Raw genomic sequence first — 25,568 nt, forward strand, 5'->3', positions numbered from 1 at the left:
ATGACAATAACATTAACCAAAGCAGATATGGTTGAACATTTGTTTGAAGAATTGGGGTTGAACAAACGCGAAGCCAAGGATTTGGTGGAAATGTTTTTTGAAGAAATCCGTGATGCTTTGGAAACCGGCAAGCATGTGAAGTTGTCGGGTTTTGGCAATTTTATGTTGCGCGATAAGACTCAACGCCCGGGACGTAACCCAAAAACGGGGGAAGAAATTCCGGTAACAGCGCGCCGTGTGGTGACATTCCGTCCTGGGCAAAAACTCAAGCAGCGGGTAGAGGAATATGGAAGCAGCGACGCCGCTTAGCAGTCAATTGCCGCCCATCCCCGGCAAGCGTTATTTCACTATTGGTGAGGTAAGTGACTTGTGCTGCGTGAAAACGCATGTGTTACGTTACTGGGAGAGCGAATTTCCTTCGCTCAAACCGATGAAGCGACGCGGCAATCGCCGCTATTATCAGCGCGAAGATGTGTTGTTGATTCGCCAGATTCGCGGTTTGCTGTATGAGCAAGGCTACACGATCAGTGGTGCGCGGCAGAAACTACTGGACGATGCACACACGCCACCGCCTGCAATCTTGCCGTTGGAGCCGATTATGGTGAATGGCAATGATGTTGCGCCGCTGGTTGAAGAGTTGGAGCGCATTCTGTTTATCCTCAACCACTGATTTCAGCTTGAGCTTGCAGAACGATTACAGTACACTCTGGTTCCTTCGAGTCGGGGCGTAGCGCAGCCTGGTAGCGCACCACACTGGGGGTGTGGGGGTCGTAGGTTCAAATCCTATCGTCCCGACCATTAAAATATATTAAAAAGCCTTAACAGGTCGCAATCTGTTAAGGCTTTTTTTGTGTGTCAGTATCCGGGTATGGCGGCCCCAAGTGGAATCGAACCACTAGCTGCCCCTTAGGAGGGGGCCGTTTTATCCATTAAACTATGAGGCCAAACAATACTAGGCGCATATTCTAACTGAAATTTTCGGGTTTAGCAGTTTTTCCTGACCACGTATACGGTTCGTTGCGAACAAATGGCATGGGTATTTCTTCTTGGCGTAACGCTTTGTCAATTGCTAGATTTAGATCACTGGTAACCCTGAGTTTGGTTTCAATATCGCGAATAAAGCAACGTAATTCAAAACTTAGCGCATGATCGCTGAATGACCGAAAGAACACGCTAATTTTCATATCGCTACGGTCTTTTAATACCAAGGGGTGTGCATTCGCTGCTTCTTGCAATATTGCCAGGACACGTTCGGTATCGGCACCATACGCAATATTGACGGGGATAATCACGCGGCCGAAATTATCATTCAGCATCATATTGGTGACTTGCCCAGAAATGATTTGTGAATTGGGCACAATAATGTCAGAACGATCAAAGGTTTGGATGGTAGTAGAGCGAATACTAATGTCGCGCACATAACCTTCCGCTGTGCCTACTGTTATCCAATCGCCGCGCCGAATCGGGCGCTCAAACAATAAAATCAATCCAGATACGAAATTATTGACGATATTTTGCAAGCCAAAACCGATCCCGACCGATAATGCGCCTGCAATAATTGCCAGATTTTCAAACTGAATACCTGCTACCGACAAGCCCACTAAAATGGCGAATAAAACACCGGCATAGCCTGAAACCGTGGTAATTGCCTCGCGTGCGCCTCGGCTCAAGGTTGTGCGGTGCAACCAGCTTTCTGCGAGATTCTTTTTCAGTATATCCGTCAGACTGACTAGCAGCCCTACAATCAGCAAGCCACCAATAATGCGCAAGGGCTCTAAAGTAAAGCCGCCAATCTGGATGCCATTCGCCAGTTGCGTCAGCAATAGGGTAAAGTTTTGTTCAGGCATTCCCCATAATCGCAGCAATAAGATGAGCAATGCGCCAGAAACTATCAGCATATTGGCAAGGCGTAGCCACAATAAGCCCGGTACGATTTGAGTGTTGCGCAGCCCCAGTTGCTGCCGCAAGCGCTGTTGCCATGGCGTGCGCCCGACATCCAGTCCATCAAAGATCTCTGCTGGAATTTTGAGTAGCAGCCAAGCTGCCAGCAATAGAAACAGTGTCCCAAATACCCCGGTGAACAAGAATACCGAGAAATTGCGATAACCCAGCCATAAACTGCCGACAGCAATCAGTAATGCGCTCACTGCCGCCCAGTGCAAATGCGTGCGCTGAATAAATAAAAAGTGCTTCGACATGAGCCAAATCAAGCGAGCGAGTGAAAAACCAACCACTGTACCCAGTACAATGCGTAGCAAGCCCACGGTGTTACTGGGGGCGGTACTGGCTTGCAGGGCAGAATCTAATAGCGGTGAGTGAAAAACGGTGCCCGTTAGCGTGACGATAATGAGTAGCCGTGCCCAAAAATTCAGTTTTTTAGCCATTGGTTGTGTCGTAGGGACAACACCGTCAATTTGTCCGGTACGGCGCAACAGCGAATGCAGAATGCCGTAGCTGAGCCCGAATAACAGCAAGGCTTGTATCAATTGCAACACAATGGGCACACCAGGCGGCGCAAAATAAAGCGACAACGCCGCTAAGCCTGCAAACAAGGTATAAGGTAAAAAACGCAACAGACTGATCCACACCGCTGCCAGCGTAGGGCTGGTGGCGTGAATCGGTGGCAAGGCATCCCGGTATTCGCGGCGCTTATGAATACTCCACAGCAACCCCGCCACCAATCCAGCTAAGCCGTAGGCGAGTGCAATCCACACATTCGTTTTATTGAAGGGGAGATGGCTCAGTGTCTGGAGCAAACTGCTGATTTCCATCTGCCATACTGTTGGGTTTAGGAGGAGTGCTTCTGTGTAAGCGAGTATGGACGCGCTAGGCGCTAACAATTGCTGCTTGAGCAAGTTTTGACGTGATTGTCGGGTGTCGGTCAATAAGGTTGCTGCTCGCAGGCTGAGCAAGCGGCATTGGGATAACGTTTTATCCAGTTGCTGTTTTTTCTCGGTCAGTTCTTTGCGTTTGCGTTTAACTTCCACGTCTTCATCTGTGTTGGCTTCGCCCAAACTGTCGATGGCTTCTTGTGTTTGAGTTTGTTGTTGCTCTTGTTGCACAACACAGGTTTTAGCGGTTTGTTCCAAATTAGCAGCGGGGGTAGTTAAATTATCGAGCTTGCTAATGTCGAGCCGCTTTTGCTGCTTAAGTTGTTTGAACGTTGTTTCAATCGTATCGAGTTCGGCACTGAGTTCTTCCAAATGCGCAACAGAAAATTCAGCATCGGCTGCTGGTAACGGCAAGGTGAATAACGCTAACAGAACGATGCAAGCCCAATAACGGTTTGCGAGAAGGGTATGAATAATTTGCATCATCAGTGTGGGTCAACAGAGAGGGTAAAGTCGTCCAAATAAAGCAGCGCATCACGTTTGGGTGCCCATTCTGCGCCTGTGCCGCCGAAGAAGACGGCGAAAAGGAAGCGTTCGATCTGGAGATTGCTGCTGTTGCGGAAGCGCAGGTCACGTTTATCCAGCACTTGTTTGCCATTCAGCCAAGTGGTGATAATGCCGTCGCGTTTGCCGGGGGTGTTGAGACGCACCAAGGTTTTGATTTGATACCACTGACCTTTTTCCACGGGTGGCATATCCCACACGAAGAAGTCGCCGAAGTTTTTGGGTTGGTCGGGGTGGTAGACGTATTGCCCCAGTTTGCCGTCTTTGTCCCACATCACGCGCACGCTCCAGCCGTCGTTGCCATTGGGTTTTACGCCGCCGACACGGGGTTCAAAGCTGCCTATGCCGGGGAGTTTGCCGCCGCGCACGAAGTCGAAGTTTTCCGGGAATTTCACCCAGTACGAGTAATACAAGCTGTCGAGTTGTGCGCCGATGTGCGGTTTCCAATTGGCGCAGTCTTTTTCGTTGACGCAACCGGATGTGCCTTTGGGAATGTGGAGGCGCAAGGCTTGCCCTTGACCATTGCGGGCTTCTTGCTTGCCAACGATGCTGACGTTGTTTAAGCCCATGCTCCAGCCAGGGCAGTTCCAGTCGCGGAAGTAGTCTTTTTCGGTGTAATGGCCGGGGGTGTTTTGGTCGAAGGTGATGCGCAGCGGCTTGCCGGAGGTGAGCGGGGTATTGCCGTCGCAAAAGGCGTTGCTGTGGAAGGCTTTGTAGTAGAGGTTTTCCCCGGCTTTGGTAGCGGGGTGGGTGGGGATTTGCATACTGTTGAGGTATGCCCACACCGGGTGGCTAGTGGGTGGGCTGGGGTTGCCGTTGTAGAGCACTAGCACTTTGTCCCACTGTTTGTCGTGGGGATTCCATTGCAGTTTGGCGGCAAGCTCGAAGGGTTGCGCGGTGTTGGTGGTGGGGATGGTGCGCACGTCTTGCGGGGCTGCCAGCGTGGTGGTGGATGGCAGGATGGTGAGGAGTAGGGATAGGGTGATATTTCTGTTCATGTTAGGGATTATAAACGTTTCTGGGCGGAAAACGGTACAAGCCTTGCGGAGTAAACCCCATTCCTGCCACAACTGGTATACTCCAACCATGCAATCACCTGACAGGTAACACCCATGTCTACCATACAAATCACCTCGCATGTTTCCACCGAAGACTTATTGCACGGTGTAGAAAGCCTGCCAACAGAAGAGCTTGAGCAGTTTGTGGCTCGTGTGCTGGCGCTGTGTGCCAGACGCAAAGCGAATAGCCTGAATGAACAAGAAAGCAGATTGCTGCAACTGATCAACCGCCCTGTGCCTGCCACAGTGCAAAGCCGCTACGACCTGCTAACACAAAAACAACGGGCAAATACGTTAAGCGCAGATGAATACGCTGAGCTACTTCAAGTCATCGAGCAGATTGAGCAATTCGATGCTGAACGTGTGCAGCATCTCGTGACCTTGGCACAACTGCGTCAAGTCTCGTTGGATAAACTCATGCACGATTTGGGTATCCGGCAACCCGATTATGTCTGATTACATTCCCAAAATTTTGCGGACTGCTGTCGCGGAACGGGCAAAGGGGTCTTGTGAATATTGTCTGAGCCAAGCCAGATTCGCCACCCAATCTTTCGCCATCGACCATATTCAGTCGGTCAGTTTTGGCGGAACAACTGAGCTGGATAATCTGGCGTTGGCTTGCCCCGGTTGCAACGGTTACAAAGCGAACAGGCTGGATGCCACTGACCCTGTAACACGGCAACAAGTCGCCTTGTATAACCCGCGTCAACACGCTTGGAGTGAACACTTCTGTTGGAGCAAAGATTTTCTGTTGATCATCGGTTTAACCCCGATTGGACGGGCAACCGTAGAAATTTTGCGTTTGAATCGGCAGCCATTGGTCAATTTACGCAAGGCACTCTACGGTTTGGGTGAGCATCCGCCAACGTAAGGCGCATTTCTTGCCTTAGCAAAACCCATCCATCTATGGTAGGATGCGCCCGCATAATTGTGACTCACACGGATGCGTATTTCCTCCTATGGCTCGATATATTTTCATCACTGGCGGCGTGGTTTCCTCTCTGGGGAAAGGCATTGCTGCCGCATCACTCGGTGCAATCCTCGAAGCGCGTGGCCTAAAAGTCACGATGCTCAAACTTGACCCCTACATCAACGTTGACCCCGGCACAATGAGTCCGTTTCAACACGGCGAAGTCTTCGTCACGGAAGATGGCGCAGAAACCGACCTCGACCTTGGGCATTACGAGCGTTTTGTCGGCTTCAAAGCCAGCAAGCTCAACAACTTCACCACCGGGCGCATTTACCAGACGGTCATCAGCAAGGAACGGCGCGGCGAATACCTCGGCGCAACCGTGCAAGTGATTCCGCACATTACCGACGAAATCAAACGTTGCGTGCGTGCGGGCGCGGGTGATGCCGACATTGCGATGGTCGAAATCGGCGGCACGGTCGGCGACATCGAAGCCATGCCCTTCATGGAAGCCATTCGCCAAATGGGTGTGGAAGAGGGCAGAAGTAATGCCCTGTTCATTCACCTGACGCTGTTGCCTTACGTTGCGGCGGCTGGCGAATTAAAAACCAAGCCCACCCAGCACTCGGTCAAGGAATTGCGTTCTATCGGCATCCAGCCCGATATTTTGCTATGCCGTAGCGAACGCCCGTTCCCCGAAAATGAGCGCAAAAAGATTGCCCTGTTCACCAACGTGGAAGAACGCGCCGTCATTTCGGCGGTAGATTTAGACAATATCTACAAAATCCCCTTGTGGCTGCACGCGCAAAAATTGGATCGCATCGTTGCCGAAAAATTTGGGCTAACCAATTTGCCGGAAGCTGATCTTTCCGATTGGAAAGATGTGGTCAGCTCAATGGAATTCCCCGAAGCGGAAATCACCGTGGCAATGGTCGGCAAATACGTCGATTTGACCGAATCGTACAAATCGTTGAACGAAGCGCTGACCCACGCGGGCATCCAAACGCATACCAAGGTCAAGATTCACTACCTCGATTCCGAACGCCTCGAATCTGACGATGAGCAAGCCTTTGAACTCTTGGGCAAAGTCGATGCGATTCTCGTCCCCGGCGGTTTTGGGAATCGCGGTGTCGAAGGCAAAATTCGTGCAGCCCAGTATGCGCGTGAAAACAACGTGCCTTACCTCGGCATTTGCTTGGGGATGCAAGTCGCGGTCATCGAATTCTCACGCCATTGCGCAGGTTTGGCAGGCGCACACAGCACCGAATTCGCGCCCGATTCGCCACATCCCGTCATCGGTTTGATCACCGAATGGCAAGCCGAAGATGGCACGATTGAAAAGCGTTCCCACGATTCCGATCTGGGCGGCACGATGCGCCTTGGCGGGCAGCCGTGCGTGTTGCAAGAAGGCTCGTTGGCTCGCACCACTTACGGCGCGGCGCAAATCGTGGAACGTCATCGCCACCGTTACGAATTCAACAACCATTACCGCGAGACGCTGGCAAAGCACGGGCTGATTTTGTCCGGCACATCCATTGACGGCAACTTGATTGAAATGGTCGAATTGCAAGATCATCCGTGGTTCTTGGCTTGCCAGTTCCACCCGGAATTCACCTCGCGTCCGCGCCAAGGGCATCCGCTGTTTAGCGGCTTTGTCAGCGCGGCACGCCGTTATCACGAAACCAAAACGAGCAGCAAACGATCATGAAACTGTGCGGATTTGACGTAGGGCTGGATCAGCCATTTTTCCTGATTTCAGGCCCTTGTGCGATTGAAACCGAAAAGCTGGCGCTGGAAACCGCTAGCAAGCTGAAGGACATGACCACCCGTTTGGGCATTCCCTTCATCTACAAATCGTCGTTCGACAAAGCCAACCGTTCGTCGCACAACAGCGCACGTGGCGTGGGTTTGAAAGCGGGTTTGCGGATTCTGGAGCGCGTCAAAACCGAAATTGGTGTGCCTGTGTTGACGGATGTGCACGAAGATACGCCGATGGATGAAGTCGCGAGCGTCGTGGATGTGTTGCAAACGCCTGCATTCTTGTGCCGCCAGACCAATTTCATCCAAATGGTAGCGCGGACAGGCAAGCCGGTGAACATCAAAAAAGGGCAATTCCTCGCGCCGTGGGACATGGGCAACGTGGTTGAAAAAGCGCGTGCGACGGGCAACCAGCAGATTATGGTGTGCGAACGTGGTTACAGCTTCGGCTACAACAACCTTGTGTCGGATATGCGGAGTCTGGCGATTATGCGCGATACGCAATGCCCGGTGGTGTTTGATGCGACGCATTCGGTGCAGTTACCGGGCGGGCAGGGCAGTTGTTCAGGTGGGCAGCGCGAACACGTACCCGTATTGGCACGGGCGGCTGTAGCAGTCGGTATTGCCGGTTTGTTCATGGAATCGCATCCTGACCCCGCGAATGCATTGAGCGATGGGCCGAATTCATGGCCGATGGATCGCATGGAAGAATTACTGATCACGCTGGTTGAGTTAGATCGCGTCATCAAGGCACAAAAATTGCTAGAAAATACTTTGTAAGTTTAATTGGGAAATAGAGATTATGTCTGAAATTAAATCAGTAAGGGCGCGTGAAATCGTCGATTCCCGTGGCAACCCAACGGTAGAAGCCGATGTTATCCTCAGCAATGGCGTGATGGGGCGTGCGGCAGTGCCATCCGGTGCATCCACTGGCTCGCGTGAAGCGATTGAATTGCGCGATGGTGGTGCACGTTACATGGGCAAGGGCGTACAAACCGCCGTTGCTAACGTGAACGGCGAAATCGCCAACTTGGTTGCAGGCATGGATGTCACCGATCAAGGCGGCATCGACCGCGCGATGATTGCGCTGGATGGCACTGACAACAAAGGCCGTTTGGGTGCAAACGCGCTGCTGGCAGTGTCAATGGCAACCGCACACGCAGCGGCTAACGACCAAGGCTTGCCACTGTACCAATACCTCGGCAAAGCGGATTCCTACAAACTGCCCGTGCCCATGATGAACATCATCAACGGCGGCGCACACGCGGATAATAGCGTGGACATGCAGGAATTCATGATTCTGCCCGTCGGCGCAACCAGCATGGCGGAAGCGGTGCGTTACGGTGCAGAAGTGTTCCATAACCTCAAATCCGTGCTGAAAAAGCGTGGCATGAACACGGCGGTGGGTGACGAAGGTGGTTTTGCCCCGGATTTGTCCTCCAACGAACAGGCGATTGAAGTCATTCTGGAAGCGATCGACAAAGCCGGTTTCAAAGCGGGTCAAGACATCTGGCTGGGTCTGGACGTTGCCAGCTCCGAGTTCTACAAAAACGGCAAATACGATCTGGAATCCGAAGGCAAGCAATTCAGTGCCGAAGAGTTCACCGCTTATTTGGAGAACTGGGTCAACCAATACCCGATTCTGACCATTGAAGATGCGATGGCGGAAGGCGATTGGGCGGGCTGGGCGCATTTCACCAATGTGTTGGGCAAGCGTGTCCAAATCGTCGGTGATGATTTGTTCGTGACCAATACCAAGATCCTGCAAGAAGGCATCGACAAGGGGATTGCGAACTCCATCCTGATCAAAGTTAATCAGATTGGTACGCTGACGGAAACCTTGGAAGCGATTGGTATGGCGCATAAAGCGGGTTATACGGCGGTGGTTTCACACCGTTCGGGCGAAACCGAAGATACCACGATTGCCGATATTGCGGTGGCGACTAATGCTTGCCAGATTAAGACGGGTTCGTTGTCGCGTTCTGATCGGATTGCGAAGTACAACCAGTTGCTGCGTATTGCGGAGCAGTTGGGTAGCAACGGCACTTACGCGGGAAAATCAGCGTTTAAACAGTTGGGCTGATTCTAGCCGCTGAATGCCTGAGCTGAAAAAGCCCCCAGTCTAGCGATAGGCTGGGGGCTTTTTTGTTAGGCTGGGCAATAAGAATTAATCTTTGCCTTTGCCGCTGCTTTTGTTGGAACAGCCCACCGTAGTGTCTGAATCACCTTTGCCGCCACCGTGACTGCTGCTTGAGCCGCCTTTACCACGACCGTCGGAAGAGTCATCGTCCTTGTCGCTTTTGCTGCCGCCGCTAGTGTTGCCAGCGTCACCACTGCCTCCACAGCCTGAACTTTTACCACAGGCAGAATCGCCGCCTTTACTATCATCGCCTTTGCTGCCTTCCGTGCTACCACCGCTCATGCTTTTGAGCAGGTTTTCAAGCACGGCAAACAGACTGGAAAAATCCTTGCCTTCCAGTGCGTCTTGTCCAGAACCCTGCGCATTTTTATTAAAACTGTCGGTCGTTTTGGTATCCAATTTGCTACTGGAAAGATCTTGCGCCCCGGTATTTTTGAAGCTATTACTGTAATCGTTTGCCCCATACCCACTATTAATAGATGTCATGACTAATCTCCTTGTCACTATGCAATAGAAGTCACTGCTAAGCAGCAACCTGTTTGGATGGTGTGTGAGCAGCGTTTCGCTTCCTGCCAGCAATGCCCCGCACCATGCATTTTTATAGTAATTAATAATTGGCAAAAGCTGGGGAGGTAAAATCTTAACGCGGATGATTTGCTGATGAATGGTATGATTTGCAGATTCAAAGGAAAGTTTTTACGGGGGTGTTGATGTTTTTTGTCAGCGGTTCGGTATCATCTGCTATCCTTTTGCGATGAATAGCTTTTACGATTGTTAACACCTCACTTATGAATATGACACGCATTTTATCTTGGATTCTCAGCTTATTGGCATTTGTTCTGTTTGTACGCTTGTGGGCAGGGCCTGCGAGTTACCCCGACATTGGACGTTTGGAACAAAAAATTGAGCAGCAAAACGCGGCGAATGATGAACAAGCTGAAGTCAAGCGCAAGCTACAAATTGACGTGGTGGGTTTATCCAAAGACGACGACGCGGTGGAAGAACATGCCCGCAGCGAATTGGGCATGGTGCGTGAAGGTGAAACGTTTTATCAGGTAATTCTAAAGTCCGACCCAGAAGCCACTGCGCCGGTGCCACAAGTGAAGGTTGCGCCGCATGTCGAATAAGGTATGGGTAATTATTCCCGCTGCCGGAGTCGGGGCGCGGATGCAAGCCGATCGACCGAAACAATACCTGCCGCTGCTGGGTAAAACGGTGATTGAACACACCTTGGATTGTTTTCTAACCCATCCGGCGGTTACGGGGATTGTGGTGGCGGTGAGTAAGGGCGATCCGTTTTGGGCAGAACTCATGGCAACCACGCTTAACCAGTACCCGCAGTTGCATACCGCTCCCGGTGGGCGTGAACGCTCAGATTCGGTACTCAATGCCTTGAATTATTTGGTGGATACCTTGCAGATTGCGCCAGAAACAGGGGTGCTGGTGCATGATGCGGCTCGCCCCTGCTTAAGCCGCGCTGATTTGGATAAGCTGTTAGCCATCGGCGGCAAGGAAATGGCTGGCGCAATTCTTGCCACGCCGGTGCGCGATACCATGAAACGCGCTCAAACCGATGCAGCGCGAATTTCACACACCGAAGACCGCAATGGTTTATGGCACGCGCTTACCCCGCAAATGGCAAGCGTGGGGCTATTGCGCACTGCACTGGCGGCTGCTTGGGAAAAGGGTGTCGCGGTAACGGATGAAGCCTCGGCGCTCGAACACGCAGGGCTGCACCCGGTGCTGGTGGAGGGCGATGCCCGTAATCTGAAAATCACCCGCCCTGCTGATTTGGCCTTAGCGACTTTCTTTTTGAGTGAAACGCTTTAGCCGGATTTATCCAACAAATGAATCCAGTGCATCACCGGTAAATCACTGCCTTCCTGCAAATGCGTTTGGCAGCCAATATTGGCGGTCACAATCGCTTCGGGCGCGTTTGCGGTCAGGTTGGCTAATTTATTGCGGCGCAATTGCTGGGAAAGCTCCGGCTGCAAAATCGAATACGTACCCGCTGAACCGCAACACAAGTGTTCGTCCGCCACCGGAACGAGTACATAGCCGCAATCCGTGAGGATATTTTCCACCACACCGCGAATCTTTTGCCCGTGCTGCAAGGTGCAGGGTGGATGCCATGCAACTTTTGTGGCTTTGGCGGGGGCGAGTTGCTGGTAATTTTCTTTGGCAATGATTTCAGCAATGTCTTTGCACAAGTTGGAAATGCGCTCGGCTTTAATCCCGTATTCGGGGTCATGGCGCAGGTGGTGAGCGTATTCTTTCACCATCACGCCGCAACCGCTGGCGGTGGTAACAATCGCTTCAACACCGCCGCCTTGCTTGGACAGGTAAGGCCACCATGCGTCGATATTGCGTTTCATGTATTCCAACGCATCGTCTGGCGCACCCAAATGCTGGCTGACTGCGCCACAGCAACCGGCTTTGGGGGCAACCACTAAACTGATGCCGAGTTTGTCTAACACCCGTGCGGTTGCCGCATTGATGTCGGGGGAAAGCGCGGGTTGCACGCAGCCTTCCAGCACTAAAATCCAGCGATTATGGCGGGCTTTGGGCCAATCACCCGCCGGGCGTGGGGCGGTAATTTTGCTGGCAAGTTTCTCAGGCAACAGCGGTTTAAAGGTGCGTCCCAACGTTAAGCCCAAACTGAACAAGTTGGTTTTAGGCAAAAACGTGCGTAACCGTTTGCGCAAGGTGCGGTCAGCGCGGTCACGCCCGACGTGCTCTTCGGCGAGATGCCGCCCAATATCCAATAATTTGCCGTATTCGACCCCAGAAGGGCAGGTGGTTTCGCAACTGCGGCACAGCAGGCAACGGTCAAGGTGTTGTAATGTTTTGCGCCCGCTGTCTGGGGTGTTTTCCAGATTGCCTTCCATCAGTTGTTTGATGAGGTAAATACGCCCGCGTGGGCCGTCATTTTCATCGCCAAGCAATTGATACGTCGGGCAGGTGGCATTGCAAAAGCCGCAGTGTACGCAGCGGCGCAAAATGTCTTCGGCAACTTTGCCTGCCGAGGTGTGCCGCAGTGCGGAGAGTATCTGGGTTTGCATTACCAGTCCTTGTACATTCGACCAGGGTTGAAAATACCGTGCGGATCCATCGCTTGCTTCAAGCGCTGTTGCACATTGCGTAAATTATCAGGCAGTGGATGGAAGGGGTTAACCCCCGGCAAACTGCCGCGATACACCGTGGCGTGACCGCTGCCTTTGTGCGCAATATTGCGGATCAAATTGACCGGAATATTGGTGTAAACCCAGCGCTGCGAGCCGCCCCATTCCACCAAGGAATTGCCTTCCAAGCGGCTGATAACGCTGGTGGCGGGCGGGAACGACAAACGCCACAGTGGGCGGTCGTATTGCTGGAAAAATTCGTGGGTTTGGTTGCGCAAGGCTAACCAGAATTCATCGGCATTATTAATCGCTTCGCCGCCAATTTTACGGTGCGAGGCAAACACATGGCTGGGTACGCCACTCAGCCGCAAATACAGGCAACCGTCAAAATAACAAGTGGCGCTCAAGGGAAAAGTGGAGCGGCGCATGGTGGTGGTTAATTCAAACGCTTCTTCGCTGGGCATTTCCAGCGCCAGTGTCAGTTCGGTAACGGGGCGCGGCATGACTTTTAGGGAAACTTCCAGAATAACGCCAAGCGTCCCCATAGAGCCGGTAATCAGCCGCGAAATGTCGTAACCGGCAACGTTTTTCATGACTTGCCCGCCAAAGCTGGCTATTTTGCCGTAGCCGGTGATTAGCTTCACGCCGAGTACATGGTCGCGCACCGCACCTGCCCACGGGCGGGCGGGGCCGGATAAACCGGCAGCAACCACGCCACCGATGGTGGATTCGGGGCTGAAGCAGGGCGGTTCAAATGCCAGTTTTTGCCCATTGGCGGCAAGCAAGGTTTCAATGTCTTGCAAGCGTGTCCCGGCACGGGCGGTGATGCACAACTCCGAGGGTTCGTAAGCAATCACGCCGGTGTGCGGGGAAACTTGCAACGCTGTGCCGTGGGTTTCATTGCCGTAAAAGGCTTTGCTGCCGCCACCGATGATGGTTAGCGGTTGATTTGCAGCAATCCCTGCTACGACCTGTTCTTGCAATGTTGAGGTTATATCGTTATCAGCAATCATGTCAGGCCCGAATCAAAATCTTGGCAGTTCAGGGTGAGAAAGCTGCCCGTGATGGACGTGCATTGCACCCAGTTCTGCGCAACGGTGCAAGGTAGGGACAGCTTTTCCGGGGTTTAGTAGTTCGTCAGGGTCGAACGCACGTTTGACAGCATGGAATATTTCGAGTTCGGCTTCGCCAAATTGCACACACATCGAATCCAGCTTTTCATGCCCAACGCCATGTTCGCCCGTGATAGAACCACCGACTTTAACACATAATTCCAGAATATCGGCACCGAAACGTTCGGCTTTTTCCAATTCACCGGCACGATTGGCATCGTACAGAATCAAAGGGTGTAAATTGCCATCACCGGCGTGGAACACATTCGCAACCCCTAAGCCGTATTGCTGCGAATAGTCATTAATTTTGTTCAATACGTGCGCCAAATGTTTGCGGGGAATCGTGCCATCCATGCAGTAATAATCGGGGGAGATACGCCCCACAGCGGGGAATGCGGCTTTGCGCCCTGCCCACAAACGGGCGCGTTCGGCGGCGGTTTTGGCAATGTGAATCGTGCCAGCGCGGTGATTTTTGAGAATGGCGCTGACGCGGGCGACTTGTTCGCTGACTTCATCTTCGGTGCCATCGAGTTCACACAACAAAATGGCGTTCGCGTCGATGGGATAGCCTGCGTGGATGAAATCTTCGGCGGCACGCAGCGCGGGGTTATCCATCATCTCCAACCCGGCGGGGATAATGCCTTTGCTGATAATCGCGGCTACCGCATCACCGGCATCGTTCACCGCCGCGAAATCCGCCATTAACACTTGCACGGTATCGGGTTTGACAGTGAGTTTGACCAATACTTCGACGACCACGCCCAACATGCCTTCCGAGCCGGTCAGTAATGCCAATAAATCGTAGCCGGGGGTGTCTTGGCGGTCATTGCCGATGGTCATGAGTTCGCCGTCAATGGTGACGAGTTTGATTTCGAGAATATTGTGTACCGTCAAACCGTATTTCAGGCAATGCACCCCGCCGGAATTTTCCGCCACATTTCCGCCAATCGAACAGGCAATTTGTGACGAGGGGTCGGGGGCGTAGAACAGCCCTAAATGATCCACGGCTTGGCTGATCGCGAGGTTGCGTACCCCCGGTTGCACACGGGCGTGTAGATTGGCGGTGTCGATGTTCAGGATTTGTTTGAAACGCGCCAGACTCAACACAATGCCTTGTTCGTGAGGCAGCGCACCGCCGGAAAGCCCCGTACCCGCGCCGCGTGCCACCACCGGCACTTTCAAGCGCGAACACGTTCTGAGGATCAGTTGCACTTGTTCGGTGGTGGTAGGCAAGACCACGGCGAGGGGCAAACGCCGGTAAGCGCTCATGCCATCACACTCATAGGGGTGCAAATCTTCCTTCGCGGTGAGAATCGCATCCTCCGGCAAAATGTCTTTGAGTTGCTGGAGCAACGCTGAATAAGGGGCGGTAGCAGTGTTCACTGAAATAATCTGACCTTGGATAAGCTTATTGTGTGGATACTACTGTAGCGTATTTCCAACAGAAAATTAATATCCGCTGCTAGGAGTAGGAAACCTCTGCAAACAACCCGCCCACATCCACCCGCGCCCGCAATTTCGCCGCCAACAAATACAACCCGCCCAGCTTGCGGTGCAAAAACAATGCATCCGCAGGCGGGGTATGCCAATAATCCTGTTCCATGCTCAACGCCATGCCCGCGTCACGAATCCGGCTTGCCAAATTTGAGGTGCCGAAATCATACGCGCCGGTTTCGCGCAGCGGTTCACAGCCTTGCACGAACAAATCAATCACCGCCGCGCGCTGGTCAGGTTTGATGTATTCCTGGAAGAAACCGATTTGTGCCGCGCCCGCATCCATCATGGCGCGATCCTGTTGCACAGCACCTTGCATTACCTGCTGATAACCTTCCGCAATGTAAGCGGGGTATTCGCGGGTTGCGCCAAAATCCAGCAAAATCAATTGCTGGGTATCACGGTCATAACGGTAATTGGCAAAATTCGGGTCGGTTTGCACCAGCCGGAAACTGAAAATTTCGCGGAACAACAAGCCCATGAGCAAACTCACCACGCGGTCACGTTCTTCCTGTGGCGCATTTACCAGCGATTCAATCGGCACGCCACCAATGTGCGTCATTGCCAGAATATTCACCGTGGTGAAATCGTCATGCACGGCAGCAAGCGTGAATTCGGGGCTATCTGCCAACAGGGTTTGGTAACGCCGCATGTGCGCGGCTTCTTGCAGGTAATCGGCTTCTTGGTGCAATTGTTGCTTGGCTTCTTCCAACAGGTGTTTGTAGTCCACGCCTTTCGGAATCAAACCGGAGAGGCGCAATAAAGTCGCCACATTATCCACGTCACTGCTAATGCTTTCACGCACACCGGGGTATTGGATTTTCAGCGCTAAATGCCGCCCGTCTTTGGTGTGTGCCGAGTGCACTTGCCCGATGGACGCCGCCGCCAGTGGTTGGAAGGAAAACTGTTGGAAGCGGGCGTTCCAGCCCTTGCCCCAATTCTCATCCAGCACTTTTGCCAGTTGGCTCAGGGGCATGGGTTTGGCCTCGGAACGCAGGCGCGAAAGAATTTCAGTAAGTTCGGCAGGCAATATATCGCCCGCATCCATCGACAACAATTGCCCGACTTTCATGGCAGCACCGCGCAACCGTGCCAGCTCGTCGGCAACGCGCTTGGCATTGGCGGGGGTTAGCAGCAAATCGCTGACTTTGGGGCGATTGCCTTGGGCGAGTTGCCGCGCACCTTCGGCGATCATGCCGCCTGCAACTCCGGTGGCGAGTGAGCCGAGGCGTGCCATGCGTGCAAAGCGACCGGCAGGAACGCTGGCATTGTGTTTTTCATCAATCGTGGTCATGGCAGTTTCATCAGTTCGAGGTGTTCAGGATTGATGCACAAGCGATTCCCGCAGGTTTGGCGCACCAGTGTTTTGGGCGGAATTTCGCCGAAAAAAGCAATGTAGCTGGCATCGTCAGCCCCGACAGTACGCGGCATTCCGTCATCCTGAATCATAATGCGCCCGCGTCCGCTGTTGGAAATTTGCCCCTGCCATTCCCAGCATTGCGTGGTGGGGTCGACTTTGCTCAGCGATTTGAGCTGGGCTTGGAGTTTGGCTCGGTACATGCGAATTCCTTCAGGTTGAATGCTGTTGATGAAAGTGGTGGGCTTGCGCTCGAATCGCCTCGCGGTCAGTGGCGGATAATTTACGCAAGTTGCTTACCATAAACCCCATGCGCGGGTGTGCGGCAAACCGAGCTTCGTGCCGATCGAGAAAATCCCAAAACAGCGTAGTGAACGGGCAGGCGTCTTGCCCCACCGATTTGGCAGGGTTGAAACGGCAATGCTGGCAGTAATTGCTCATTTTTTGGATGTATTTGCCGCTGGCAATGTACGGTTTGGACGCCATGCGCCCGCCATCCGCGTATTGGCTCATGCCCAGCGTATTGGGCAATTCCACCCATTCGACCGCATCGACGTACACCGCCAGATACCATGCGTGTACCTGCATCGGTTTCACGCCGTAAAGTTGTGCAAACAACCCCGTCACCATCAGGCGTTGGATGTGGTGCGCGTAACCGTGTTGCAAGGTTTGCCCAATACTCTCCCGCAGGCAAATCATTTCGGTGTCACCCGTCCAATAAAACGCGGGTAAATCGTGTTGCGCATCCAGCGCGTTCCATTCGTACCAGTCGGGCATGTGCAGCCAATACAAACCGCGCACGTATTCGCGCCAGCCGAGAATTTGGCGGATGAAACCTTCGACCGCTGCCAAGGGCGCGGTGTGTTGCCAGTAACGTGCTTCGGCTTGGCGGATAACCTCCAGCGGATGCAGCAACTTGAGGTTGAGACTGCTGGCAAGCAAGGAATGGTTGAGGAAGGGCTGATTTTGCCACATGGCATCTTGAAAATCGCCGAATTGGGGCAGGGCTTGATCGAGAAAACGGGTAAGCGCTTGTTGCGCTTGTGCGGGAGTGACTGGCCATTGCAGGCTATCCAAGGTGCCAGGGTGATCGGGAAAACGCGCATTCACCAGCCGAATGACTGCTTGCGTAATCGTGTCGGTGGCGAAGTTCGGGGGCGCAGGCACAGCAGTCGGGCCGGATTTGGGAAAGGATTTGCGGTTGTCGCTGTCGTAATTCCAGTTGCCACCGATGGGCTGCTTGCCGTCTTCGAGCAGAATATTGTAGCGTTTGCGCAATTCCCGATACCAATATTCCATGCGCAATTGCTTGCGTTCGCCTGCCCAGCGACGGAATTCGCCGGGAGTGGACAGGAAATGGGTATCGCTGAGCAGTTTCAGCGGGGTGTTGTAGTGTTTGCAGGTGGCGACAATTTCCAGCAAGACGCGGTAATCGCCGGGGCGTACCAGCCACACTTCGGCAGGTGGCGTGGTTTGCAGGGTCAGTGCCAGTGCTTCGCCTAAACTGGTTGCGTGGTGCTGGTCGAGTTGCTGGTAGTGCAAGGGGTATTGCTTGACGGTGAGTTCGGCCGCGAAGTGGCGCATCGCAGCAAAAAACAGCGCAATGCGTTGCTTGTGTGACCAGACGTGCGTGGCTTCTTGGGCGACTTCCGCCATCCACAGGCAATCTTGTTGCGGGTCGAAGTCTTTGAATAGCGGTGAGGCGCGATCGAGTTGATCGCCGAGAATCAGGCACAATTTACGCATGAGTCGCGCCTTTGTCGCGGCTGCGGCGGCAACGTTCGGAGCAGTATTTCACCTCATCCCAGCATTTTTCCCACTTTTTACGCCATGCAAACGGGCGCTGGCAGACGGGGCAGGTTTTGTGGGGGAGTGTCGTTTTCTGGTGTGCCATTACTGTGCCGTTGTGTGAAGCCGTAAAATTGACAATGATTATTATCCATGTGCGACTGTGGCGCGATTATTGGTGCAGTTTGCAAGGTATCTTGGCATTAATCGTTGCAGTGGGTATGTCAGAACAAGTTCATTTGTCCGTGATCGATTGGGCTGAGTTTTGCAGGTTTGCGGGGTTTGTTTTGTTTTTTGCGGCTGCCATGCTTTGCGTTCAACGCTTGCGCCTGTTCGCGAAACACCGGATTGTGGCGGCGCAATTCGCTGAATTTTGCCCGCGCTTGGCGTACCGCTGCCATGTGATCCACGATTTGTTCGGGGTAGTCAACACCCAATACACAGCCAGAGTGTTGCTGCACGGAGTAGGGCATCAGCCACGGTTCGTGGAGGTATTCGGCAGGCACTCGTGCCAGTTCTGGCAGCCAGCGGCGGATGAAAATGCCGTGCGGGTCTTGGTCGTGCGATTGCTTCACCGGGTTATACATGCGCATGGCATTGATGCCAGTGGTGCCGGATTGCATTTGAATTTGTGGGTAGTGAATGCCCGGTTCGTAATCGGTGAAACATTGCGCCAAATGCCAAGCCGGTTGTTGCCAGTGCAACCACAATTGGTAGGCGGCAAACGCCATCAGCATCGCCCGCATCCTGAAATTGATCCATCCTGTTTGACGCAGTGAGCGCATACACGCATCAATAAACGGAAAGCCGGTTGTGCCGGTCTGCCATGCCGCAAAATATGCCGGATTAAAGTCGTTTTCACGCAAACCGTCGAACACTGCCAGCATATTATCCGTCTCGAAACGCGGCTCGGTTTCCAGCTTTTGGATGAAATGGCAATGCCAGTGCAAGCGAGCATCGAAGGCGCGTAAGGAACGTTTCCAGCTTGCCTCCAACTCTGCGTGCTCCAGTACCAGATGCAGTTTGTAGGTAACTTCGCGCAAGGCAATGGTGCCGTAAGCCAGATGCGGGCTAAGCCGTGAGCAACTCTCGGCGGCGGTGAGCGGTGATGACATTTCCCGGCTGTAATAATGCCCGCGTTCGCGCATAAAACTGCCTAGCAAGAGCAGTGCTTCGCTGCGCCCTCCGGTTTGGCAGTGGCGGCTTTCGCTTGCTTCTAGCACCTTGCCGAGGTTGTCGGGTAAGCCGTTTTGCGGGATGCGGGTTTGCAACGGGGCAAGACGGATGGGGGCGGTGAAACGTTCCTGTGCCATCAGCTTTTCCCATTTGCCTGCCCAACCGTCACGGTCGCGTTGGCGGCGAAATACCCCGTGTTGCTGGTATTCCTGCCAGTCAATGCCATGCGCCGCGCACCATTGCGCGACTCGTTGATCGCGAGCAAATGTCCACAGATTGCCAGTTTCTTGGTGGGAATACAGCCCGGCAATCTCGAAACGTTCGTGCAAAGTCTCAAGCGCGGTTAGCATATCGCCTTGCAGTTTTACCAAGGGTTGGCCTAAACGGGATAGTGCAGTGTTGAGTTCGTGCAGCGATTGACGAATGAAGTGCCAGTGACGAGCGGAGGCATCCGGCAATTGCCAGTAATCCAATTCGACCACATACAGCGGCAACACCTTGCCACGGCTGGCAGCAATATGCAGCGGCGCATGGTCATGGATGCGCAGGTCACGTTTGAACCAGACGATGTGGATGCGTTCTTTCATGGCTTAAACCGCAGTCTTATTGCTGATTATCAGGGGTGTACAATGATGATGCTATGCTTGGGAAAGTGTACAGGATATTTTTTATGAAGTTAGACAGTAATGAGTTAAGCGAAGCGGATCTTAGCCGCATCATCGAAATGGCGTGGGAAGACCGTACCCCGTTTGAGGCCATTAATACGCTCTACGGTTTGAACGAAACGGCGGTCATTGATTTGATGCGCCAACAGATGCAGCCGTCCAGTTTTCGGATGTGGCGCAAACGCATGTCCGGGCGTACCACCAAACATTTGGGCAAGCGCGGCTTTTTGGTCGGGCGCTTCGTTTGCCCCTCACAACGCACCCGTTAGGAATGAGATCGTGAAACAGAAAAATCCGAACCCGCAAGGCAAAGGGCTAGTGCCGGTATTGACGGCCTTGGGCAATGCCAGCAGCGGCGTGCGCATTGTGCCGAAACACTTGGAGCAAATGACGGCGGATTTGTTTACGTCGATGTTTGTACTGGAAAGTCGCTTCAGTTTCAAACCTGTGCGCGGGCGCAAGTATTGGCTATACCGTTACGGTGAACGGTTTCAGCTTTCGCCGGTATTTCCAGAGCAGTGGAGTGTGCCGACATTTGATCAAGTGATTGGATGTTGTGAGTTGCACGATGATTTGGCGTGGACGTTGGAATTGAGTGCAGAAATCGCGCAGGACGCGGCATTTCTTGCCTACATTCGCACGCGGCGAGCAACGTTGGAGCAGGCGTTGCAGGCGAGTCCGACGCTGGAAGCGGCAATGCCGATTTATGTAACATCGTTGCCGTTTTATCAGCGCGTGTTTGCGTCGGCGTTGGCGAGTTCGTTGGGTAAGTCGATGCACTTGTCGGGCATTGCGCAATTGAGTTATCAGCAGGCGTTTAAGGCGTTGCCTGCGAGTTGTGATCAGTGACTGTTTTCACGCTGCAAACGCTTTTTGCCCGTGAGCGGTAAACGGTAATAGGCGAATAGTCGATACCCAGCCTCCATCACCGGAATCAAAAACGGCAAACGTTCAACAAAGCCCGCGATGCGGCGGTAGTAGGGGAGCTGTTTCCACACCTGAATGAAACCGCGCACGCCGGTTTGCATTTGTTGATCAGCCCCGATGACGTGAATGCGATCCATCGCTTGCTTGTAGGTAATGCCCGCCGCTGCCAAGGCTTCGGGTTCTTGGGTGATGTCGACCCATTGGATATTGCCCGCTTTGTCGAGCTTTTTCATGCTGTTGATTTCGAGGTTGCAAATGGGGCATTCGCCGTCGTGGAAGCAAACTATTTTAGGGGTTGTCATTGCGGGGTTCCTTAAGCTTTTACAAACGGACGCACGGCGGTAAAGCCACCATCTACCGGCAAAATTTGCCCGGTAATCCAAGCAGCTTCTGCTGACAATAACCACGCTAACGCGTTTGCGCCATCGTCGCTTTGCCCATAACGCCCTAGTGGATACTGCGCCGCGATATTTTTTTCGGCAGAGGCATTCACAAACAAGCCTTCGTTGGCAGGTGAACGCATCAGCCCCGGTGCAATCGCATTGATGCGGATGCCTTTGCCGGAATAAGTAGCAGCAACCGAGCGCACCAAACCTTCGATTGCGCCTTTGACCATTGCAATGACTTCATGGTTAGCAATTCCCATTTGCGCGGCAACTGAACTGACCAGCACAATATTGCCCGCTTGTTTGTGTTCCAGCAAAGTGCTGATGAAGGCTCGTACTGTGTAAAAAGTGCTATGTAAATTGGCATTCAGCGCCATTTGATAATCAGCATCGCGCGTGCGGTGAATCGGTGTAAGGAGGATGGAACCTGCCAAATGTGCTAAATTATTGGGAACGCGTCCGAGTTTTTCGGCACATTGCGCCAGCACTTCATCCGCCGCGCCGGAGCGCGATACATCGCTTTGAATGACGGTATGGTTGGCTTGCAAATCCAGATGGATATTCTCTGGGTGGCGTGATACCAAAATCAATTGGTGTCCTTGTGCGTGTAAATGCAACCCCAGTGCGGTTGCCATGCCGCCACTAGCGCCAGTGATGAGGGTGAGAGGTTGTGTCATGGTGTTGCATCCTTAAACCGCAGTGCCAACATTGATTATCAGTAATGTACAACTTTGGTGCTATTATTGCCGTAATTTACAAGGGATTTTGTGATGAAACTGTACAGAAAATTATTTCATGGCTGGGTGCTGGCTTTAACATTGTTGTTGTCGGGTTGCGTGGGGATTCCAGACGGCATCACGCCGGTGACGGATTTTGATGTCGAGCGTTATTTGGGCAAGTGGTACGAGGTAGCGCGGTTGGATCATTCTTTCGAACGTGGCTTGGAACAAGTGTCGGCGGAATACAGCTTGCGCGATGATGGTGATATTCGTGTCATCAACCGGGGTTACAATACAGTTAAGCAGAAGCAAGAAGAGGCGGAAGGCCGTGCTAAATTCGTTGGTGCAAAAAACGTCGGGCAATTGAAAGTATCGTTCTTTGGCCCGTTCTACGGCGCTTACAATATTGTTGAACTTGACCCGAATTACCAATACGCGCTGATTACGGGTAATGATCGCGAGTATTTGTGGATTTTGTCGCGCACGCCGCAATTGGATGCGGCAGTGCAACAGCGCTTGGTGGATAAGGCGAAAAGCCTTGGTTTTGCTACCGACAAGCTGATTTTTGTGAAACAGTGATGCCAGCTAAGCAGGAGAATTTCATGCAACCGAAACGTGCTTTGCCGAGAGTAATGTGGTGGTTAGGTTATGGTGGCTTGCTGCCGTTTTTTGCCTTGACCGTGGCGTTATTGCTGGGAGTTAATGTGCCGCTGTTGGAAAGTGTGCGGCTGGATTGGTGGCTGGCGGCGTATGCGGGGCTTATTCTGAGTTTCTTGGGGGCGGTGCATTGGGGTGTGGCGTTGGGAATGCAAGATACGTTGAATGAGAGTGAACTCGGTCAGTTGTTGCTATTTAGCGTGGTACCGAGTGTGTTGGCGTGGTTGGCATTGTTGCTACCGATTCAATGGGCACTGTTTGTGCTGGCGGCGTTAATCGCCTTTTCTTATGTGGTTGATGCATTGCTATTATTTGAAAAGTTATCATCGAGTTATGGCAAAATGCGTTTGCATTTGACGGTAATCGTTGTTTTGTTATTGGTCGCTGCGGGCGTAGCGGTGCAATAATTTGAAAAGCCGTTGACAACACCCGTAAGGGTCGTTATTATTGCGGCCTCTTGGCTACATAGCTCAGTTGGTTAGAGCACATCACTCATAATGATGGGGTCCCTAGTTCGAATCTAGGTGTAGCCACCAAGAATTCCAAAAGCCACGTCACGCAACGTGGCTTTTTTATGCCCGCCGCTTTTAGCCTGAAAAAATCAATACTCGCACACTTTTTGGGGTGTAATCCCCCATGCATTCGTATTATGATGCGAGTCTTTTCCTTCGCCCATGCGATTTACGGAGTGAACTGTGGAACTGACCGGTGCCGAGATATTCGTCGAGTGTCTTAAGGAAGAAGGGGTTGATACCATCTTTGGTTATCCTGGTGGAGCTGTGTTGTTTTTGTACGATGAATTGTACAAGCAACACGACAAAATCAACCACATTCTGGTAAGACACGAGCAAGGGGCTGTCCATGCAGCCGAAGGCTATGCCAAAGCAACTAACAGACCCGGAGTGGCGCTGGTAACATCCGGCCCCGGGGCAACCAATGCTGTGACGGGCATTGCGGATGCGTACATGGATTCTGTGCCGATGGTGGTGTTCACCGGGCAAGTGCCGCGCCATTTGATTGGCAACGATGCGTTTCAGGAAGTTGACATCGTGGGCATTACCCGCCCATGCGTCAAACACAACTTCTTGGTGACGGACGTTAAAGAATTGGCAACGACCATTAAGAAAGCCTTTTATATTGCCAGCACGGGTCGCCCCGGCCCGGTATTGGTGGATATTCCTAAGGACATTACCACGGCACGTTGTGAGTTCCATTACCCGAAAGAAATCACCATGCGTTCTTACAACCCCACGGTGAAAGGCAATAAGCGTCAAGTACGCCGTGCCATTGACCTGATGTTGGAAGCGAAAAAGCCAGTACTGTATACCGGCGGTGGCGTGGTGTTGTCGGGTGCGGCGCATCAATTGACCGAGTTGACCCGTGAGTTGGGCTTTCCGATTACCAATACCCTGATGGGTTTGGGCGGCTTTCCGTCAATGGATAAGCAATTCATCGGTATGCTGGGGATGCACGGTACGTATGAAGCCAATAACACCATGCACCATGCTGACTTGGTGATTGCGATTGGTGCACGTTTTGATGACCGTGTGACCGGCAATATCGAAAAATTCTGCCCTTATGCCAAGATTATCCACGTTGACATTGACCCCGCGTCGATTTCCAAAAATGTCAAAGTGGACGTGCCTATCGTTGGCGACGTTAAAAGCGTCATCATTGACATGCTGGAAGAATACCGTAGCCGTGCTGAGCGCCCCGATGCGGCGGCACTGGCTGATTGGTGGAAGCAAATTGCGGAATGGCGCGGTGCGGATTGCCTGAAATATAATCAGGATATGAATGCCGCGATCAAAGCACAGTTTGTAGTGCAAAAGTTTTGGGAAGCGACCAATGGCGATGCTTACGTGTGTTCTGACGTGGGTCAGCACCAAATGTGGGCAGCGCAATACTACCGCTTCAGCCAGCCGAACCGTTGGATCAACTCCGGTGGTTTAGGCACGATGGGCTTTGGGTTGCCCGCCGCGATGGGTGTGCAAATGGCGTTTCCTGAGGAAACCGTTGGCTGTATTACCGGCGATGGCAGTATCCAGATGTGCATTCAGGAACTGGCGACTTGCTTGCAATATCACTTGCCAATCAAGATCATTTCGTTGAACAACGGCTACCTCGGCATGGTGCGTCAGTGGCAGGAATTCTTCTACCAGAAGCGTTACGCGATGTCTTATATGGAAGCGTTGCCCGATTTCGTGAAACTCGCGGAAGCCTACGGTCATGTCGGGATGCGCATTGAACAGGCAAGTGACGTGGAAGGTGCATTGAAAGAGGCGCTGGCGATGAAAGACCGTTTGGTCTTCATGGATTTCATTACCGAGCGTGAAAACAATGTATTCCCGATGGTGCCTGCCGGTGCAGGCCAAAACGAAATGATTCTGGTATAGGTGACAAAATGCGGCATGTAATTTCCATTTTGATGGAGAATGAAGCGGGCGCGTTGTCGCGTGTTGCCGGATTATTCTCTGCGCGTGGCTACAATATTGAATCCCTGACGGTCGCACCGACCGATGACGCCACTTTGTCGCGTTTGACCGTGGTGACGCGCGGCAGCGAAGAAATCGTGGAACAAATCATTAAGCAACTCAATAAGTTGATTGATGTGGTGAAAGTCATGGATCTGGCGCAGTATGCGCACATTGAACGCGAGATAATGTTCGTCAAAGTCGCCGTGGATAAACACGTGGCATGTGAAGCGGTCAAGCGCTTGTCGGATATTTTCCGGGGCAACATCATTGATGTCAGCGAAAAAACCTACACGATTGAGTTGACGGGCGACCGCAGTAAATTGGATGCGTTCGTGAATGCGTTGAAAGATTACCGCATTATTGAAGTGGTACGCTCCGGCGGCATGGGCATTGCTCGTGGCGAAGCGTCCCTACACGTTTAATTGAC

At 52.6% G+C, this 25,568-nt stretch carries 28 protein-coding genes and 3 tRNA genes; 17 read left to right on the forward strand and 14 right to left on the reverse strand.

What is annotated here, in order from left to right; translation table 11 throughout:
* The 3 genes from L3K52_10525 to L3K52_10535 all read left to right on the forward strand — a co-directional run bounded on the left by L3K52_10525 (position 1) and on the right by L3K52_10535 (position 798).
* The gene (locus tag L3K52_10525; GenBank protein UOG90639.1) at positions 1-309 is read left to right on the forward strand and encodes an integration host factor subunit alpha; all 309 of its coding nucleotides are present in this window, start codon (positions 1-3) and stop codon (positions 307-309) included.
* Complete coding sequence (locus tag L3K52_10530) at positions 287-670, forward strand: MerR family transcriptional regulator (GenBank protein UOG90640.1); 384 nt, start codon at positions 287-289, stop codon at positions 668-670. The genes L3K52_10525 and L3K52_10530 overlap by 23 nt, the downstream gene beginning before the upstream one ends.
* Before the next feature lie 51 nt (positions 671-721).
* Positions 722-798, forward strand: a tRNA-Pro gene (locus tag L3K52_10535).
* A 71-nt stretch (positions 799-869) separates the two neighbouring features.
* Here L3K52_10535 and L3K52_10540 read toward each other — a convergent pair.
* The 3 genes from L3K52_10540 to L3K52_10550 form a co-directional block, all read right to left on the reverse strand.
* A tRNA-Arg gene (locus tag L3K52_10540) sits at positions 870-944 on the reverse strand.
* A 21-nt stretch (positions 945-965) separates the two neighbouring features.
* On the reverse strand, positions 966-3,317 hold the full coding sequence (locus tag L3K52_10545; GenBank protein UOG90641.1) for a mechanosensitive ion channel: 2,352 nt from the start codon (positions 3,315-3,317) through the stop codon (positions 966-968).
* On the reverse strand, positions 3,317-4,483 hold the full coding sequence (locus L3K52_10550; GenBank protein ID UOG90642.1) for a polysaccharide lyase: 1,167 nt from the start codon (positions 4,481-4,483) through the stop codon (positions 3,317-3,319). Before L3K52_10550 ends, L3K52_10545 begins: the two co-directional genes overlap by 1 nt.
* Positions 4,484-4,507: 24 nt before the next feature.
* On the opposite strand from L3K52_10550, the gene L3K52_10555 reads away from it, so the two are divergent.
* The 5 genes from L3K52_10555 to eno all read left to right on the forward strand — a co-directional run bounded on the left by L3K52_10555 (position 4,508) and on the right by eno (position 9,204).
* Positions 4,508-4,909 (forward strand): hypothetical protein, encoded by a 402-nt coding sequence (locus L3K52_10555; protein ID UOG90643.1) that lies wholly within the window; start codon positions 4,508-4,510, stop codon positions 4,907-4,909.
* Positions 4,902-5,324 carry an HNH endonuclease gene (locus tag L3K52_10560; GenBank protein UOG90644.1) on the forward strand — a complete coding sequence of 141 codons (423 nt, stop codon included), beginning with the start codon at positions 4,902-4,904 and terminating at the stop codon, positions 5,322-5,324. Before L3K52_10555 ends, L3K52_10560 begins: the two co-directional genes overlap by 8 nt.
* 88 nt (positions 5,325-5,412) lie before the next feature.
* A complete protein-coding gene (locus L3K52_10565) occupies positions 5,413-7,071 on the forward strand; it encodes a CTP synthase (GenBank protein UOG90645.1) in 1,659 nt (552 codons plus the stop codon).
* Positions 7,068-7,901: a 3-deoxy-8-phosphooctulonate synthase gene (gene kdsA, locus L3K52_10570; GenBank protein UOG90646.1), complete on the forward strand. Its 834-nt coding sequence runs from the start codon at positions 7,068-7,070 to the stop codon at positions 7,899-7,901. The genes L3K52_10565 and kdsA overlap by 4 nt, the downstream gene beginning before the upstream one ends.
* A gap of 22 nt (positions 7,902-7,923) precedes the next feature.
* Positions 7,924-9,204, forward strand: a complete 1,281-nt coding sequence (eno, locus tag L3K52_10575; protein UOG90647.1) for a phosphopyruvate hydratase — start codon at positions 7,924-7,926, stop codon at positions 9,202-9,204.
* A gap of 84 nt (positions 9,205-9,288) precedes the next feature.
* Here eno and L3K52_10580 read toward each other — a convergent pair whose 3' ends face one another.
* The gene (locus L3K52_10580) at positions 9,289-9,747 is read right to left on the reverse strand and encodes a hypothetical protein (protein UOG90648.1); all 459 of its coding nucleotides are present in this window, start codon (positions 9,745-9,747) and stop codon (positions 9,289-9,291) included.
* Between the two features lie 308 nt (positions 9,748-10,055).
* Between L3K52_10580 and L3K52_10585 the strand changes: the two genes are divergently transcribed.
* Positions 10,056-10,388: a septum formation initiator family protein gene (locus L3K52_10585; protein ID UOG90649.1), complete on the forward strand. Its 333-nt coding sequence runs from the start codon at positions 10,056-10,058 to the stop codon at positions 10,386-10,388.
* Complete coding sequence (gene ispD / locus L3K52_10590) at positions 10,378-11,091, forward strand: 2-C-methyl-D-erythritol 4-phosphate cytidylyltransferase (GenBank protein UOG90650.1); 714 nt, start codon at positions 10,378-10,380, stop codon at positions 11,089-11,091. Before L3K52_10585 ends, ispD begins: the two co-directional genes overlap by 11 nt.
* Here ispD and glcF read toward each other — a convergent pair.
* The 8 genes from glcF to L3K52_10630 all read right to left on the reverse strand — a co-directional run bounded on the left by glcF (position 11,088) and on the right by L3K52_10630 (position 19,897).
* Positions 11,088-12,323 (reverse strand): glycolate oxidase subunit GlcF, encoded by a 1,236-nt coding sequence (gene glcF, locus L3K52_10595; protein UOG90651.1) that lies wholly within the window; start codon positions 12,321-12,323, stop codon positions 11,088-11,090. The two genes, ispD and glcF, sit on opposite strands and share 4 nt — an antisense overlap.
* Positions 12,323-13,396 carry a glycolate oxidase subunit GlcE gene (gene glcE / locus L3K52_10600; protein ID UOG90652.1) on the reverse strand — a complete coding sequence of 358 codons (1,074 nt, stop codon included), beginning with the start codon at positions 13,394-13,396 and terminating at the stop codon, positions 12,323-12,325. The genes glcF and glcE overlap by 1 nt, the downstream gene beginning before the upstream one ends.
* Positions 13,397-13,408: 12 nt before the next feature.
* Positions 13,409-14,878, reverse strand: a complete 1,470-nt coding sequence (locus L3K52_10605; GenBank protein ID UOG90653.1) for an FAD-binding protein — start codon at positions 14,876-14,878, stop codon at positions 13,409-13,411.
* Between the two features lie 79 nt (positions 14,879-14,957).
* On the reverse strand, positions 14,958-16,283 hold the full coding sequence (locus tag L3K52_10610) for an AarF/ABC1/UbiB kinase family protein (GenBank protein UOG90654.1): 1,326 nt from the start codon (positions 16,281-16,283) through the stop codon (positions 14,958-14,960).
* A complete protein-coding gene (locus tag L3K52_10615) occupies positions 16,280-16,549 on the reverse strand; it encodes an HNH endonuclease (GenBank protein ID UOG90655.1) in 270 nt (89 codons plus the stop codon). Before L3K52_10615 ends, L3K52_10610 begins: the two co-directional genes overlap by 4 nt.
* A gap of 10 nt (positions 16,550-16,559) precedes the next feature.
* Positions 16,560-18,092: a cryptochrome/photolyase family protein gene (locus L3K52_10620; GenBank protein UOG90656.1), complete on the reverse strand. Its 1,533-nt coding sequence runs from the start codon at positions 18,090-18,092 to the stop codon at positions 16,560-16,562.
* Positions 18,085-18,240: a DUF2256 domain-containing protein gene (locus L3K52_10625; GenBank protein UOG90657.1), complete on the reverse strand. Its 156-nt coding sequence runs from the start codon at positions 18,238-18,240 to the stop codon at positions 18,085-18,087. Before L3K52_10625 ends, L3K52_10620 begins: the two co-directional genes overlap by 8 nt.
* 118 nt (positions 18,241-18,358) lie before the next feature.
* A complete protein-coding gene (locus L3K52_10630; protein ID UOG90658.1) occupies positions 18,359-19,897 on the reverse strand; it encodes a DNA photolyase family protein in 1,539 nt (512 codons plus the stop codon).
* A gap of 137 nt (positions 19,898-20,034) precedes the next feature.
* Between L3K52_10630 and L3K52_10635 the strand changes: the two genes are divergently transcribed.
* Complete coding sequence (locus L3K52_10635; GenBank protein UOG93996.1) at positions 20,035-20,244, forward strand: TIGR03643 family protein; 210 nt, start codon at positions 20,035-20,037, stop codon at positions 20,242-20,244.
* Positions 20,245-20,254: 10 nt separating this feature from the next.
* Complete coding sequence (locus tag L3K52_10640) at positions 20,255-20,824, forward strand: hypothetical protein (GenBank protein ID UOG90659.1); 570 nt, start codon at positions 20,255-20,257, stop codon at positions 20,822-20,824.
* Here L3K52_10640 and L3K52_10645 read toward each other — a convergent pair.
* Together L3K52_10645 and L3K52_10650 are read right to left on the reverse strand one after the other, a co-directional pair.
* Positions 20,818-21,204: a DUF393 domain-containing protein gene (locus L3K52_10645; protein UOG90660.1), complete on the reverse strand. Its 387-nt coding sequence runs from the start codon at positions 21,202-21,204 to the stop codon at positions 20,818-20,820. The two genes, L3K52_10640 and L3K52_10645, sit on opposite strands and share 7 nt — an antisense overlap.
* Positions 21,205-21,215: 11 nt before the next feature.
* The gene (locus L3K52_10650; GenBank protein ID UOG90661.1) at positions 21,216-21,965 is read right to left on the reverse strand and encodes an SDR family oxidoreductase; all 750 of its coding nucleotides are present in this window, start codon (positions 21,963-21,965) and stop codon (positions 21,216-21,218) included.
* 93 nt (positions 21,966-22,058) lie between these two features.
* Here L3K52_10650 and L3K52_10655 point away from each other — a divergent pair, with 93 nt between their 5' ends.
* The 5 genes from L3K52_10655 to ilvN all read left to right on the forward strand — a co-directional run bounded on the left by L3K52_10655 (position 22,059) and on the right by ilvN (position 25,563).
* On the forward strand, positions 22,059-22,586 hold the full coding sequence (locus L3K52_10655) for a lipocalin family protein (GenBank protein ID UOG90662.1): 528 nt from the start codon (positions 22,059-22,061) through the stop codon (positions 22,584-22,586).
* Positions 22,587-22,609: 23 nt separating this feature from the next.
* Positions 22,610-23,071, forward strand: a complete 462-nt coding sequence (locus L3K52_10660) for a DUF3429 domain-containing protein (protein UOG90663.1) — start codon at positions 22,610-22,612, stop codon at positions 23,069-23,071.
* 52 nt (positions 23,072-23,123) lie between these two features.
* Positions 23,124-23,200: transfer RNA gene (locus tag L3K52_10665), tRNA-Met, on the forward strand.
* A gap of 159 nt (positions 23,201-23,359) precedes the next feature.
* A complete protein-coding gene (gene ilvB, locus L3K52_10670) occupies positions 23,360-25,060 on the forward strand; it encodes a biosynthetic-type acetolactate synthase large subunit (GenBank protein UOG90664.1) in 1,701 nt (566 codons plus the stop codon).
* A gap of 8 nt (positions 25,061-25,068) precedes the next feature.
* Positions 25,069-25,563 (forward strand): acetolactate synthase small subunit, encoded by a 495-nt coding sequence (gene ilvN / locus L3K52_10675; protein ID UOG90665.1) that lies wholly within the window; start codon positions 25,069-25,071, stop codon positions 25,561-25,563.
* Positions 25,564-25,568: the final 5 nt, after the last annotated feature.

This window comes from Candidatus Thiothrix sulfatifontis (assembly GCA_022828425.1).
GTDB lineage: Bacteria > Pseudomonadota > Gammaproteobacteria > Thiotrichales > Thiotrichaceae > Thiothrix > Thiothrix sulfatifontis.

What these genes read in the sequence shown, in the direction of transcription:
- L3K52_10525 (UOG90639.1), top strand. Translation starts at nt 1, where the DNA reads ATGACAATAACATTAACCAAAGCAGATATGGTTGAACATTTGTTTGAA.
- L3K52_10530 (UOG90640.1), top strand. Translation starts at nt 287, where the DNA reads ATGGAAGCAGCGACGCCGCTTAGCAGTCAATTGCCGCCCATCCCCGGC.
- L3K52_10545 (UOG90641.1), bottom strand. Translation starts at nt 3,317, where the DNA reads ATGATGCAAATTATTCATACCCTTCTCGCAAACCGTTATTGGGCTTGC.
- L3K52_10550 (UOG90642.1), bottom strand. Translation starts at nt 4,483, where the DNA reads ATGGTTGGAGTATACCAGTTGTGGCAGGAATGGGGTTTACTCCGCAAG.
- L3K52_10555 (UOG90643.1), top strand. Translation starts at nt 4,508, where the DNA reads ATGTCTACCATACAAATCACCTCGCATGTTTCCACCGAAGACTTATTG.
- L3K52_10560 (UOG90644.1), top strand. Translation starts at nt 4,902, where the DNA reads ATGTCTGATTACATTCCCAAAATTTTGCGGACTGCTGTCGCGGAACGG.
- L3K52_10565 (UOG90645.1), top strand. Translation starts at nt 5,413, where the DNA reads ATGGCTCGATATATTTTCATCACTGGCGGCGTGGTTTCCTCTCTGGGG.
- kdsA (UOG90646.1), top strand. Translation starts at nt 7,068, where the DNA reads ATGAAACTGTGCGGATTTGACGTAGGGCTGGATCAGCCATTTTTCCTG.
- eno (UOG90647.1), top strand. Translation starts at nt 7,924, where the DNA reads ATGTCTGAAATTAAATCAGTAAGGGCGCGTGAAATCGTCGATTCCCGT.
- L3K52_10580 (UOG90648.1), bottom strand. Translation starts at nt 9,747, where the DNA reads ATGACATCTATTAATAGTGGGTATGGGGCAAACGATTACAGTAATAGC.
- L3K52_10585 (UOG90649.1), top strand. Translation starts at nt 10,056, where the DNA reads ATGACACGCATTTTATCTTGGATTCTCAGCTTATTGGCATTTGTTCTG.
- ispD (UOG90650.1), top strand. Translation starts at nt 10,378, where the DNA reads ATGTCGAATAAGGTATGGGTAATTATTCCCGCTGCCGGAGTCGGGGCG.
- glcF (UOG90651.1), bottom strand. Translation starts at nt 12,323, where the DNA reads ATGCAAACCCAGATACTCTCCGCACTGCGGCACACCTCGGCAGGCAAA.
- glcE (UOG90652.1), bottom strand. Translation starts at nt 13,396, where the DNA reads ATGATTGCTGATAACGATATAACCTCAACATTGCAAGAACAGGTCGTA.
- L3K52_10610 (UOG90654.1), bottom strand. Translation starts at nt 16,283, where the DNA reads ATGACCACGATTGATGAAAAACACAATGCCAGCGTTCCTGCCGGTCGC.
- L3K52_10615 (UOG90655.1), bottom strand. Translation starts at nt 16,549, where the DNA reads ATGTACCGAGCCAAACTCCAAGCCCAGCTCAAATCGCTGAGCAAAGTC.
- L3K52_10620 (UOG90656.1), bottom strand. Translation starts at nt 18,092, where the DNA reads ATGCGTAAATTGTGCCTGATTCTCGGCGATCAACTCGATCGCGCCTCA.
- L3K52_10625 (UOG90657.1), bottom strand. Translation starts at nt 18,240, where the DNA reads ATGGCACACCAGAAAACGACACTCCCCCACAAAACCTGCCCCGTCTGC.
- L3K52_10630 (UOG90658.1), bottom strand. Translation starts at nt 19,897, where the DNA reads ATGAAAGAACGCATCCACATCGTCTGGTTCAAACGTGACCTGCGCATC.
- L3K52_10635 (UOG93996.1), top strand. Translation starts at nt 20,035, where the DNA reads ATGGCGTGGGAAGACCGTACCCCGTTTGAGGCCATTAATACGCTCTAC.
- L3K52_10645 (UOG90660.1), bottom strand. Translation starts at nt 21,204, where the DNA reads ATGACAACCCCTAAAATAGTTTGCTTCCACGACGGCGAATGCCCCATT.
- L3K52_10650 (UOG90661.1), bottom strand. Translation starts at nt 21,965, where the DNA reads ATGACACAACCTCTCACCCTCATCACTGGCGCTAGTGGCGGCATGGCA.
- L3K52_10655 (UOG90662.1), top strand. Translation starts at nt 22,059, where the DNA reads ATGAAACTGTACAGAAAATTATTTCATGGCTGGGTGCTGGCTTTAACA.
- L3K52_10660 (UOG90663.1), top strand. Translation starts at nt 22,610, where the DNA reads ATGCAACCGAAACGTGCTTTGCCGAGAGTAATGTGGTGGTTAGGTTAT.
- ilvN (UOG90665.1), top strand. Translation starts at nt 25,069, where the DNA reads ATGCGGCATGTAATTTCCATTTTGATGGAGAATGAAGCGGGCGCGTTG.